General features: G+C 62.5%; 12 protein-coding genes. 4 read left to right on the forward strand and 8 right to left on the reverse strand.

The window, feature by feature from the left end; translation table 11 throughout:
- Window positions 1–159: 159 nt before the first annotated feature.
- Window positions 160–1,044 (forward strand): methyltransferase domain-containing protein, encoded by an 885-nt coding sequence (locus ABID37_RS21455; RefSeq protein ID WP_354198493.1) that lies wholly within the window; start codon window positions 160–162, stop codon window positions 1,042–1,044.
- 316 nt (window positions 1,045–1,360) lie between these two features.
- On the opposite strand, the gene ABID37_RS21460 is transcribed toward ABID37_RS21455, so the two are convergent.
- The 7 genes from ABID37_RS21460 to ABID37_RS21490 all read right to left on the reverse strand — a co-directional run bounded on the left by ABID37_RS21460 (window position 1,361) and on the right by ABID37_RS21490 (window position 8,234).
- On the reverse strand, window positions 1,361–2,290 hold the full coding sequence (locus tag ABID37_RS21460; RefSeq protein WP_354198561.1) for a lipid kinase: 930 nt from the start codon (window positions 2,288–2,290) through the stop codon (window positions 1,361–1,363).
- Window positions 2,291–2,459: 169 nt separating this feature from the next.
- On the reverse strand, window positions 2,460–3,158 hold the full coding sequence (locus ABID37_RS21465; protein ID WP_354198495.1) for a 2-oxo acid dehydrogenase subunit E2: 699 nt from the start codon (window positions 3,156–3,158) through the stop codon (window positions 2,460–2,462).
- 5 nt (window positions 3,159–3,163) lie between these two features.
- The gene (locus ABID37_RS21470) at window positions 3,164–3,397 is read right to left on the reverse strand and encodes a biotin/lipoyl-containing protein (protein WP_354198497.1); all 234 of its coding nucleotides are present in this window, start codon (window positions 3,395–3,397) and stop codon (window positions 3,164–3,166) included.
- Between the two features lie 2 nt (window positions 3,398–3,399).
- On the reverse strand, window positions 3,400–4,431 hold the full coding sequence (locus tag ABID37_RS21475) for an alpha-ketoacid dehydrogenase subunit beta (protein ID WP_354198499.1): 1,032 nt from the start codon (window positions 4,429–4,431) through the stop codon (window positions 3,400–3,402).
- A 56-nt stretch (window positions 4,432–4,487) separates the two neighbouring features.
- Window positions 4,488–5,474, reverse strand: a complete 987-nt coding sequence (locus ABID37_RS21480) for a thiamine pyrophosphate-dependent dehydrogenase E1 component subunit alpha (RefSeq protein WP_354198501.1) — start codon at window positions 5,472–5,474, stop codon at window positions 4,488–4,490.
- A gap of 211 nt (window positions 5,475–5,685) precedes the next feature.
- Entirely contained in the window at window positions 5,686–6,021 is a 336-nt protein-coding gene (locus ABID37_RS21485; protein WP_354198503.1) for a carboxymuconolactone decarboxylase family protein, read from the reverse strand.
- Between the two features lie 299 nt (window positions 6,022–6,320).
- Window positions 6,321–8,234 carry a sigma-54-dependent Fis family transcriptional regulator gene (locus ABID37_RS21490; protein ID WP_354198505.1) on the reverse strand — a complete coding sequence of 638 codons (1,914 nt, stop codon included), beginning with the start codon at window positions 8,232–8,234 and terminating at the stop codon, window positions 6,321–6,323.
- A 336-nt stretch (window positions 8,235–8,570) separates the two neighbouring features.
- Here ABID37_RS21490 and ABID37_RS21495 point away from each other — a divergent pair, with 336 nt between their 5' ends.
- Window positions 8,571–9,125 (forward strand): gluconate 2-dehydrogenase subunit 3 family protein, encoded by a 555-nt coding sequence (locus ABID37_RS21495; protein WP_354198507.1) that lies wholly within the window; start codon window positions 8,571–8,573, stop codon window positions 9,123–9,125.
- Between the two features lie 16 nt (window positions 9,126–9,141).
- Window positions 9,142–10,722: a GMC family oxidoreductase gene (locus ABID37_RS21500; protein WP_354198509.1), complete on the forward strand. Its 1,581-nt coding sequence runs from the start codon at window positions 9,142–9,144 to the stop codon at window positions 10,720–10,722.
- Between the two features lie 277 nt (window positions 10,723–10,999).
- Here the strand turns inward: ABID37_RS21500 and ABID37_RS21505 are convergent, their stop codons facing one another.
- Window positions 11,000–11,581, reverse strand: a complete 582-nt coding sequence (locus tag ABID37_RS21505; RefSeq protein WP_354198511.1) for a DUF2938 domain-containing protein — start codon at window positions 11,579–11,581, stop codon at window positions 11,000–11,002.
- Here ABID37_RS21505 and ABID37_RS21510 point away from each other — a divergent pair.
- A complete protein-coding gene (locus tag ABID37_RS21510; RefSeq protein WP_354198513.1) occupies window positions 11,565–12,224 on the forward strand; it encodes an ArsR/SmtB family transcription factor in 660 nt (219 codons plus the stop codon). The genes ABID37_RS21505 and ABID37_RS21510 overlap by 17 nt on opposite strands.
- Window positions 12,225–12,264: the final 40 nt, after the last annotated feature.

Genomic DNA, 12,264 nt, shown 5'->3' on the forward strand with positions numbered 1-12,264 from the left:
CGATCTGACTTTTCGTTCCAACAAGGCAGATTGAAGACATGCAGAAATGGCAGCGGTATCCGCTTTGCACACCGAAGTCAGATCAACGTTGATGACGCAATTCGCCGACGTTGCATTCAATCTGCATAGAATCCGTGACGACCAAGGAGCCAGTTTTCCATGATCGCCGAGCCAGGCAGGCCGAGAACCGAAGTGCATGCACGCGATCGCCGCCAGGACACCGAATTCGCGACGGTGGCGGATGACTATCTACTCGGACGGGCTCAGCCCGAGGAACAGCGGCTGCAACGACAGATTAACGATCTCGGACCGGATTCGGCGGCGCAGTTCGATCTCATTGGAATCTCGCCCGGTGAACAGGTGGTTGATCTCGGATGCGGGCCGGGAGGGGTCCTGCATCTCCTTGCAGAGCGCGTGGGCCCTGCCGGCTCCGTTCTCGGCATCGACCGCAGCCCGCATTTCGTCGAGCAGGCACGACGCTTCGTCGCCGGTCGCGGACTGTCGCAGGTCGAAGTCCGAGAAGGGGATGCCTACGACACCAGGCTGCCACGTAGCGCATTCGACGGCGCTCACATGCGCCTCGTCCTGGTAAATGTTCCCGAGCCCGAACGCATCGTACGCGAGATGGTGTCGCTCGTGCGGCCCGGCGGTTGGGTGGCCAGCTTCGAGGCCGATTACCTTCCCCATACATGCGATCCGCCGTTGCCTGCATGGCACCGCCTGCTTGAGGCCTACAAGGCCTATTCGATGGCGCACGGGATCGATCTCTTTGTCGGCCGCCGCACGCACCGAATGTTCCGCGAGGCGGGCGTGAAAGATATCTGCGTCGTCCCGGTCATCCATGTCTATCCACCCGGCCACGACCGACGGCCCATCCTGCGCGATTTCATCGGCAATCTGAGCGGCAGGCTTGTGAAGGAAGGTTTCCTGACACAAAGGAAAATCGATGAAGATATGGCAGCCCTTGAGAGTCATCTGTCCGATCCTAAAGTGCTGGTGACGTCGCACCTGTTCTATCGGCTTTGGGGGCGTATGCCGTTGTGAACAGAGACTTTTCCGTTGGATCGGCAGACAGGCACAGCATCTCGATCAGACCACGTCGCTTCAGGCTAGCGAGGGGGCGCCATTGGACGGCGAAAACCACGCGAAACGGCAGCAGCACGATGAAGAGAGTTCTTCTGGCCAACCTGTCCGGGTTTGCGCCCGGAGCCGACTGGCCACGCGGCCATAGTGAATTCTGACACGCCGTTGCATGTCGACCAATGTAGCTCCTGCGACTACGATCCTGGGTGATCGCGCGATGACATGCCCGGTCACGGCTTCAAGCGCTTTTTCGCCCCCGATGCCACGATGAACTTTCTCAGCGATGATAGAGATGAGGTCGGTCCATCTCGACCAGTGCTTCGATGGTTGGCGCAAAAATAGCAATGGCCTTGGGGTGGACCTTGAAATGGGCTGGGGTTGCGGTCACGATCTCCCCATCCGTGTTGACCGGCATGGGATTTTTCGTCTCGATGTCAAACTCGACGCACCGCGCCGTGCGAACCTCGTTCCAGGCGCCGTGCGTTCCAGATCGAAACGAGCGCAGCATCAAGGCCAGCTTCCAGAGGTTTTTCATCTCGAGACTGTAAAGATCGAGATGGCCGTCATCAATTTCCGCACTTTCCTCAACCACATTGCCGCCACCATAGTGGCGTCCGTTGCCAATTGCGATCTGATAGGTTTCGACCTCGATTGTCTGTCCCTTCTCGGTGATCTCCGCGCTGAAGCTGGACGCCTGGGTCAGCACTCTCGCGGCAGCCAGTGCGTAACCCAGCCTCCCAAAGCGCTTCTTCAATACCGGATCGAGGCTCTCGGCGAGATCGCTGCTCAATCCAATGCTTGCGACATTGAAAAAGGCATGTCCATTGACCGTGCCGACATCAACGGGACGAGGTTTGCCATATGCAATCACTTCGGCCGCTGCTGCCAGGTCCATGGGGATGCCAAGCGTTCGGGCGAGATCATTGGCTGTGCCCATTGGGATGATGCCCAGAGGCAAGCCGCTTTCCATCGCTGCCAGTGCGGCCGAAGAAACAGAGCCATCGCCGCCGCAGACGATCACGAGATCGGCTCTGTGGCGCAGGCGCACGATATCGCGCGCGATCTCGGGCAGCGCCTCGAAGGTTTCCACGGTTACGTCGAGCCCGCCACCTTCCAGCCTCTGGAGAACGGACGCGATGGACTCCTGGCCGCGCCGCGCTTTGGGATTGCGCAGCAGCAGCGCGCGCTTTCTGGTCGGTTGGGTCATTGGATATCGAAACAGCTGTTCATCGGGCATGCAGGTGGGGAGGGCGCATGCCGATGTCAACTGCACGATCGTGCGCCTTCGCGGCCGCGCCGCTTCACTTCGGGCGCGGCGGCGATGGGCGAAGTTGCGGTCGGCCATCCGTGTTCGAGCGGATGGCACGCCATGATTGTCACGCCGCCTCGAGCGCCGCGCACAGGTCAGACAGGAACGCCGCTGCCGGCGCGCCATCCACCGCTTGATGGTCAAAGGTCAGTGACAGTCCCATGACAGGGTGGAACTCAACGCCACCCTTGCCGTCGGGAAAAGCCACCTCGGCGATCCGACCGATGCCCAGAATGCCGATCTGTGGTGTGTTCAGGATAGGGGTGAAGTACCGTACGCGCGACAGGCCGAGATTGCTGACCGTGAAGGTGCCGCCGGTCATCTCCGGCACGGTCAGCTTGTTGGCGCGCGCCCGCTCGGCCAGATCCTTGCGGGCCGCGGCGCGCGCCTCGGTCGTCAGTTTTTCGGCGTTGAAGATCGCCGGCGCCACCAGAAGGTTGCCGGGCAGGGCCATGGCGACGCTGAGATGCACCGCTCCCGACAGGTGCACCTCCTTGCCCTTTACGATGCCGTTGAGGTCCGGATGGTTGAGCAGCGTCGCCACCACCCGGTCGAGGATCAGATCCTCGATCGAGACCTTGACACCGGTTTCCGTGAGCGCGGCCTTGCGCCTGAGCAAGGCGTCGGCGCGGCAATCCGCGTGGTGGGTGAGTTGCGCGGCCTCGGAAAGGCTGCGCAGCATCTTGTCGGCGATCATGCCCCGCACGCCGCGCAGCGGCACGACGCGGTCGGCGGGTGTTGCGGGGACTTCGGCGTATCCTGCCATGGCCGCTATCCGATCCGTGCGATGACATCGCCCTTGGCGACGACATCATCGGCCTGCTTGATGAAGGTGATGACGCCATCGGCCGGCGCCCTGATCTCGTACTGGATCTTCTCGACCATGATCTCGGCGATCAGCGAATCCGCTTCCACGGCCGCACCGTCGCCGGCCAGCCAGGTTGTGATGACCGCTTCCTGATCGCCGTCCCACAGGTCGGCGGGTATTGTCACATCGACGGCCATGGTCACGCTCCCGTCATATGTTCGAAGGCCGCGACGATCTTGTCGGGGTTAGGCAGGCAGAACTGTTCCATCGGCCGCGAGAAGGGGATCGGCACATCCGGATAGGTGACGCGCTGGGGCGTCGCCTTGAGCACCGACACGTCGCGTTCGGCGACGCTGGTGATGATCTCGCCGGAAACGCCGTAGCTCCGGTAGTCCTCGTCGACGACGATCAGGCGGCCGGTCTTCTTGACCGACTTGAACACCGTGTCGCGGTCGAGCGGCACCAGCGTGCGCAGGTCGATGACCTCGGCGCTGATGCCCTTCTTGGCCAGTGCATCGGCGGCTTTCAGCGCATTGTGAACGCCCATCGCCAGGCCGACGATCGTCACGTCCGTTCCCTCGCGCACGACGGAAGCCTTGCCGAAGGGGACGACATAGCTTTCTTCCGGCACGTTGACGGTTGCGCCCGGTTCGGTGCCCAGCCAGCCCATGCCCTGCAAGCCCTTGTGGTACATGAAGATGACCGGGTTCTCGTCGCGGATCGCTGCCGTCATCATGCCCTTGGCGTCATAGGCGTTGCTCGGCGCCACCACCTTCATGCCGGGCAGATGGGCGAAGGTGCCGTAGAGGCATTGCGAGTGCTGGCCGGCATCGGAATAGCCGCCGCCCGTGGAGGTCATCAGCACCAGCGGCACCTTCACATTGCCGCCGGAGAAGTAGGTGTTCTTGGCCATCAGATTGTAGATGGCGTCCATGCACACGCCGAAGAAGTCGACGAACATCAGTTCAACGATCGGCCGCATCCCGTCCGATGCCGCGCCGACCGCGGCACCGATGAAGCCCGTCTCCGAGATCGGCGTATCGCGCACGCGTTCCTTGCCGAACTCCTCGATCAGGCCGCGTGTGTTTCCGAATACGCCGCCCAGCGGGCCGATGTCCTCACCCATGACGAAGACGCGCGGGTCCACACGCATTTCCTGCGCGATGGCCTCGGCCATGGCGCGCGCTATGGTCAGCCGCCGCTCGTTCGATCGTGTCGCTGTCTGGCTCATTGTTTCACTCCCTTGGGATTATCGATGACTGTGCGAAACCGGGGCGAATGCCGGTGTCACGCAAAAACCTTTTCGAGCGCCTCCGCGGGGTCCGGATAGTCGCTCATGCGCGCGAATTCGATGGCTTCATCGACGCGTTTGCGGGCGCGGGCGACGATCGACCTGTCCTCGGCTTCGGTCATCTCGCCGGACTTGATCAACTGGTCGCGCAGCCGCGGGATCGGGTCCTTGGCGAACAGAGCGTCCTTCTCGCCCTTCGGCCGGTAGCCCTCGGCGTCGCCCATGAAATGGCCCGCCAGCCGGTAGGTGTCTATTTCGATCAGTGTCGGTCCTTCGCCGGCACGCGCGCGCCTGATCGCCTCGCCGGCGACATCGAAGATGGCGATCGGGTCGTTGTCGTGGACGAAGAAGCCCGGCATACCATAGGCGGCGGCGCGGACATCGTTGCGTGGCACGGCCGTCGAATCCGCCTTGGAGACGGAGATGCCCCAGGCGTTGTCCTCGACCACGAAGACCACCGGCAGTTTCCACACGGCCGCAAGGTTCAGCGTTTCATGGAAAGCGCCCTGGTTGACGGCGCCCTCGCCAAGAAAGGCGACGGCGACGCCGTCCTTGTTCTGCATCTTGCGCGAAAGTGCGGCGCCGGCGGCCGGCCCCATGCCCTGTGCGATGATGCCGGAGCAGGAGAAATTGGTGTCGGCATCGAAGATGTGCATGTGGCCGCCGCGGCCGCCGCTCAGGCCGGTCTTCTTGCCGAAGATCTCGGCGGCCATCCTGTTCAGGTCGACACCCTTGGCGATCGCCACATGGTGCGGACGATGGGTCGAGGTGGCGATGTCGCTGCGCTTGAGGTGCGCGCACACGCCGACGGCACAAGGCTCCTGTCCGTTCGACAAGTGCATCTCGCCGGGGATAGGGCCGTTGGCCATGTTGAAGGCCGGCGTCTTGCCCTCGAGATAGATCTTTTCGATCGTTTCCTCGAAGAAGCGGCTGACGAGCATATTCTCGTACATCCAGAGCTTCTGGTCTTTGGTCGGCTGCATGGTCTCTCCTCCTTGGCACCGTGCCGGCGACTGGCTGTCGTGGGCGCCTCGAAGAACGAGCAAACAAGAACCGTGCCATTTGGGTAAGTTTTTGAAATCGTGGGATTACCCACGCTATACGTCGTAGTTGGTGTCGGAAGCCGGTGACAGGTGTCGCGCGTTTGCGGCACCGGTGAGACGGCACCAGGAAGGTGCCGCCCCGGAGCGGTCACTACTCCAACTCGTCGAAGGCGACGACGGCCTTCGCCGCATAGACCGCGCCCGGCCCGCCGGACATTTCCACCGCGACGGCAAGCATTTCGGTGAATTCCTCGCGGCTGGCGCCGTGTTTTTTCGCGGCGGCGGTATGGTAGACGACGCAATCGTCGCAACCCTTGGCAACCGCGATCGCCATGGCCGTCAATTCCTTGAGCGCCGGCGAAATCTTGCCGGGACGCGTCGCGGCATCGGACAGTCCCTTGAACGCCATCATCGTCTGGCGTTCGGCCTTGAACAGGCCGTTCAGGCGTCCGTTGATCTCATCGAGTTTCTGCTTGGTTTGGCTCATGGACTTTCCTCTCAGGTGCGACGTCGGGGCGGATGGAGGGCCGGTCCGCCGACAGGGAGGGGTGCCGGCGGACCGAAGGCGCGACACAGGGTGTCACGCCGGGGTTCCAAAGTGACGACGCAAGGGTCGTGCCAAGACGCCGTTCGCCGATGACGACGAATTTCACCGGGCGTAGCCGCCGAAGGAAGCAGTTCGGGAGTGACAACTGTTGCAGGCCTGCGCCGCTGCCTGCGCCACGGCAAGGCTGGCCGGTGCCATCGGCATCCGGAGCCAGCGGCTACCCATTCGCGACGGTGTGGTCAGCGCCGATCGGGGCGAACGATATCGTAGTCCTTCATCTTGCGATGGATGGTCGCCCGGCTTACCCCCAGACGGCGTGCCGCCTCGGTCACCTGCCATTTGCTGTCCTGAAGCGCTCGATGGATGCGCTCGCGCTCGGTCTCGCCCAGCGATTGCTTCAGTCCGGATACCATGCGTTCCGGCGGCGGATAAAAATCCGCGCTGACGCCTCGCTTGCCGCCGGCTCCGATGCGGATTTCGTCGGGCAGGTCGTCGAGTTCGATCCTTGGCCCGTCGCGGGTGAGCACGGCAAGGCTCAAGACGTTGCGCAACTGGCGGATATTGCCTGGCCACGGATTGTCGAGCAGGCAATCCAGCGCCTCGCTTGCCAGTTCCACCGGCTGGCCCGGATCGGATTCCTCACGCGCGATTTGATGGATGAGATCGGCGAGATCGCCCCGTTCACGCAATGGCGGCAGCACGATCTTGGCACCGTTGATGCGGTAGTAGAGATCCTCGCGGAATTCGCCGGTTTCCACCATGCGCTGGAGGTCGCGGTGCGTGGCACAGATCAGTTTGAGATCGACGGGCACCGGTTCGATGCCGCCCAGCGGCGTCACCTCCCGCTCCGACAGCACGCGCAGCAGCCGGGTCTGCAGGTCCAGCCGCATGTCGCCGATCTCGTCGAGGAACAGGGTGCCGTGGTTGCTGGCGGCGACCTTGCCGATCTTTCCGGCTTTGAGGCCGCCGGTGAAAGTGCCGGCTTCATAGCCGAACAGTTCGCTGTCAAGCAGGGAGTCCGGAATTGCCGCGCAGTTCACGGCGACGAACGGCCCGTCGCGGCGCGGGCTTTCCAGATGCAGGGCGCGGGCGAAAACCTCCTTGCCGCTGCCCGTCTCTCCTTGCAGCAGGACCGGAATGTTGCGGTCGGCGATGCGGCGGGCCAGTTGCACGTTTTTACGCATCCGCTCGTCGCGGCCGGTGAGCTGGTCGAGCGTCAGGACCTGGACCGGCCTGGGGCGATCCGGCGCCTTCTCGATCCGCCTGGCGGGGCGGGCGGCCGGCCGGCCTGCGGATTCGTACGGGAACGGATAGACGTAGCCGGCTTTCGTTTTTCCGGGATCGACCCGCTGGACGCGCCCGCTGCCACTTTCCAGTGCGCCGAGGGTGACGCCGAGGACCTCGTCCACCGGCCTGTGCAAGAAGCTGGTCCGGTTGCCGCCGCCGAGCAGGGACAGCGCGCTTTCGGACAGTCCGCAAACCCGGCCGCCATCATCGAGGGCGACGAGGGCCCGGAACATGGAGTGGTCGATGCCCGGCGACTGTGACAGGCCGACGATGAAATTGTTCTTGTAGCGGTGCCGGAACAGAGCCGACTGAACCCACAAGGCCGCATCGTCGAGCAACTGATGCAGGAAAGCCGCTTCGGAATGCCTGCCGACCCGCAGACCGGAGAGATCGAGCGCGCCGAGCGCCTTTCCGTCTGGATCGATCAGCGGCGCCGAGACGCAGATGAACGGCTTGAAAGTGGGATTGTAGTGTTCCTCCCCGTTGACCGTGACGGTCCTGCGTTCGATGATCGAGGTGCCGATGCCATTGGTGCCGGCATCGGCCTCGCGAAAGACGGTGCCGGTTCCCAGCCCTCGCGCCGTCAGCGAGCGCGCATCCTCGGTATCGGAGAAGGTCTTGACGACGACGCCGTCCGGATCGGCGAACAGCATGCAGTAGTTCGTGTCCCGCGCCAGCTCGCGCAACTGGTGCACGACCGTCGAACTCCTGGCCATCGATTCCGCGATGAGGTCGCGGCCATGCCTGATCTCGCCTTCGCTCAGGCGCAGCGGTGGCAGCGAACGCGTCGAGTCGAGTCCGTACTGGGTCTCGCACCGGTTCCAGGATGCCTGAATGACCTGCGAGGCGCGCGTGTCGGCCGACATGTCTCCTCCCTTTACACGATCGCGGCTCTGTTCTCCCAAGCGAGGCCGCTTCCCTGCGTGCAGGCTAAAGTACACCGAAGGCTGCCGGCGTTACAAGCGAACGCGCCTTTGTCGAGACACTGCGACACCTGTCGCGTCGCATCCGCGATTTGACGGCGATCACCAACGTCCGCCCGCGCGTATCGCCCACATTGTGCATCTCTGTCAGCGCATTGTTATTGAACGAGTTTCCCAGATGTTTCGGCTGCTTTTCCGAGCCCACCGGATGTTGGCACGGGCCTTGCAGCTCGGTCTTGGAGCGCAGGCCAAAGACCCACAGCAACCTCGGAGGAAGCAATGCACTTTAGTCTGAAACACAGAAAGCCGTCGAACCCGCTCACGCACCGGGTCGACCGGCGCCTGTTCCTGAAAACGACAAGCATAACCGCCGCACTGGGCATCGGCGCGGCCACCGCGGGGATCTCCGGCGCACTGGCGGCCCAGCCGCTCCCGGACGAGGCCGGAGCCACGTTGCTCCACATGGCCAAGGACATTTATCCGCATGACGGCCTGATCCCCGACCAGCCTTACCAGGCGGTGGTCGACGCCATCCTCGAGGAGGCCAGGAATGACGCGGCCGTCGCGACGCTCTGCATCGACGGCCTGAAGGACGTTAACGCGCGCACGCAATCGCTCTACGGCAAGGCCTATGTCGACGTTGCCTCGGAGGACGAGCGCGTCGCCGTGCTGCGCTCGGTCGAACTGACGCCGTTCTTCCAGAAGCTTCGCACCGGCCTCCTATTCGGTATCTACAACAATAAGGAGCTGTGGCCCAAGCTCGGCTACGAGGGCTCGTCCTGGGAGGAGGGCGGCTACCTCTATCGCGGTTTCGACGATCTGGATTGGCTCTGAGGTTCGGGAGGGAATCATGGCTGCAAAATTTGATCTGAACGACGACAGCGTCGTCGTTATCGTCGGTTCCGGTGCAGGCGGCGGTACCCTCGCCAACGAGCTTGCCCAGAAGGGCATCAAGAGCGTGGTGCTCGAGGCCGGCAAGCAGTTCACGATGGACGACATCGAGAACGACGAATGGGCGATGTTCCAGAAAATATCGTGGCTCGACAAGCGCATCTCAGCAGGCGGCTGGCATGGTGCAATCAACCACCCGAACCTGCCGGCCTGGATCGTCAAGGGCGTCGGCGGCTCGACGGTCCATTGGGCCGGCGTGGCGCTGCGCCTGCAGGAACATGAGTTCAAGATGAAGACCACCAACGGCGACATTGCCGGAGCCAACATGGCCGACTGGCCGGTTTCGCTTCAGGAAATGACGCCCTGGTACGAAAAGGCCGAACTGAAGATGGGCGTTACCGGCGAGACGACCGGTATGCCGGACTTGCCATGGAGCAATAATTTCAAGGTGCTCGCCGAAGGCGCACGCCGCATCGGGTTCAAGGAAATCAAATCGGGCCCGATGGCCATCAACTCCGTGGAGCGTGATGGCCGCCCGCCCTGCCAGCAGACCGGCTTCTGCATGCAGGGCTGCAAGTTCCAGGCAAAGTGGTCGACCATGTACACGGAGATCCCCAGCGCGGTGGAGACCGGCCATTGCGAGGTGCGGCCCAATTCGATGGTCCTGCAGATCGAGCACGACGACAGCGGCAAGGTGACCGGCGTGGTCTATGCCGATGCGGAAGGCAAGACGCAGCGCCAGAAGGCGCGGCTGGTCTGCGTGGCGGGCAACTCCATCGAATCGCCCCGGCTGCTGCTCAATTCGGAGTCCAGCAAATATCCGGACGGGCTGGCCAACTCGTCCGGCCAGGTCGGGCGCAACTACATGACGCACGCCACTGCCGGCGTCTATGCGGTGATGCCGGGGCTGGTCCACATGAACCGAGGCACCTCGGTCGCCGGCATCGTCTCGGACCAGTCCCATAACAATCCCGAGCGCGGGTTCATTGGCGGCTACCAGCTCGAGAAGCTGGCGCTCGGCATCGGCTTCCTGTCGGCGTTCCTCGTTCCCGGCCCGACCGGCTGGGGCCGCAAGGTTTCCAAGGCGCTCGAGAAATACCCCTACATGTCAGGTGTATGGATCTGCGGCGAAGACCTCCCGCAGGAGCAGAACCGCATCACCCTGCACGCCACCGAGAAGGACCAGTACGGCCTGCCCATACCGGTCGTGGCCAAGACGCCGCACAACAACGACGTCAACATGACCAACCATGCCTACGACACGATGAAGAGCATCTATGAGGCGGTCGGGTCGCGCGAGATCTACGATCTTCCCGCCTATCCGGCATCCCACAACATGGGCACCAACCGGATGAGCGAGAATGCGCGCGACGGCGTCGTCAATGCCTACGGCCAATCCCACGACATCAAGAACCTGTTCGTATCGGACGGCAGCGTCTTCCCGACCAGCAGTTCCAACAACCCGACCCTGACCATCGTCGCGCTGGCGATCCGGCAGGCCGACTACATAGCCGGGGCGATGAGCCGCGGCGAAATCTGATTGGAGCCAATAACAAAGGCGGCCGCATTCGCAGGACTCTGGCTTCATGCCTGATGCAACCATATGCGGCCGCCGATCATGTTTCCGCTATCTGAGAAGGCCTTCGGGCCTGTGCGCATTGAGGCGATTCACAGTGCGGTTGGCCATGATCGAGCAGATTGCCAGCCACCTGCGAAGGGTTTTGAGATGCTCTACGGGGATTTTGCGATACGGCCGTTTCGACTTCTGTCGTAGGCAGGATAACGGATCAGTTCGGTCTACCGTACCGGCCTTCGGACTACGAAATCGGCATGTACCGCGCAAACAAAACACCTGAGACAAAGAGGCCGATTGCATACAAGGTATGGGCCAGGAGGCTGCGGAGCCGTGAGAGCCAGGGCTGCGGCGTACGCGATGCGGCGATGCCGGCCCCAAGGCAAGGTTGAAGGATGAAGAAGGGGGCAACGATGCTGCCGATGCCGATGATCAATGCGGGCAACAAAGTGGGATGCCGAAGCCATTCGGGCCAGAGACAGACAAGAATGGCTGCGAAGACGATGCCGATCACATAATGCGCCATCCAGCCGAGTGCAGCTTCGCCTCGCACCATCGGTGTCTTTGCGATGTCGCCATGGCTGAAACGGCCTCCGGGAAGATGACCGATCCATCGTCCGACGAGCCGATAGTCGAGAGACGGCACTCCGAAGACCAGTTTCTGGAAAACTGCCCATCCGTCCATTACGGCTGTCGCCCCGATCCCAACAAAGAGGGCTCCCAACACGCCTGTCATTGATTGGTCCTCTCTCACAACATAATCATTCAATAATTTGCTTGGATGATTATCTGATGTTAGAAAACGGTCAATGACAAAAACCGACACACACGCACTGCTCTTCACCGACTTGGCCGAGATTGCGCGCACGCTTGGTCATGCGCATCGTCTTATGCTGCTGGAACACATCGCGCAGGGCGAACGGTCGGTGGAACGGCTTGCCGAACTCACCGATCTGACTGTTGCCAACGCATCGCAGCATCTCCAGCATTTGCGCCGGGCGGGATTTGTGGAGACGCGCCGCGACGGCAAACGGGTCCTCTACCGCCTTGGCAGCGGGCCGATCGAGGCGATGCTGGCGTCGTTACGCGGCTATGCCGATCACATGCGGTCCGAAATCCGCCAACTCGCCGCCGATCCAAACAACGCCGAGGGCAGACACGATTCGATCTCTCGCGAGGAATTGCTCGAGCGTATTCGCGCGGGCGACATCACCCTGCTCGACGTGCGCTCCGCAGAAGAATATGCGCTCGGCCATCTGCCTGGCGCGCTCAATATCCCTGCGGAGGAACTGGAGCAACGGTTGTCGGAACTCCCACCCAAACAGGACGTCGTCGCCTATTGCCGAGGGCCGTATTGCGTCTTGTCCACCAATGCGGCGGCGTTGCTGGGAGCCAGAAACTTCCGGGTTTTGCGTCTCGCCGCCGGCTTTCCGGACTGGAAAGCGGCTGGGCTCAGCATCGAGGTCTGAGCCAGACCCGCGTGAAATATTACGGAAATATCCCCGAAAG

The sequence above is a fragment of the Aquamicrobium terrae genome (assembly GCF_040545735.1).
GTDB classification, from domain to species: Bacteria; Pseudomonadota; Alphaproteobacteria; order Rhizobiales; family Rhizobiaceae; genus Mesorhizobium; species Mesorhizobium terrae_A.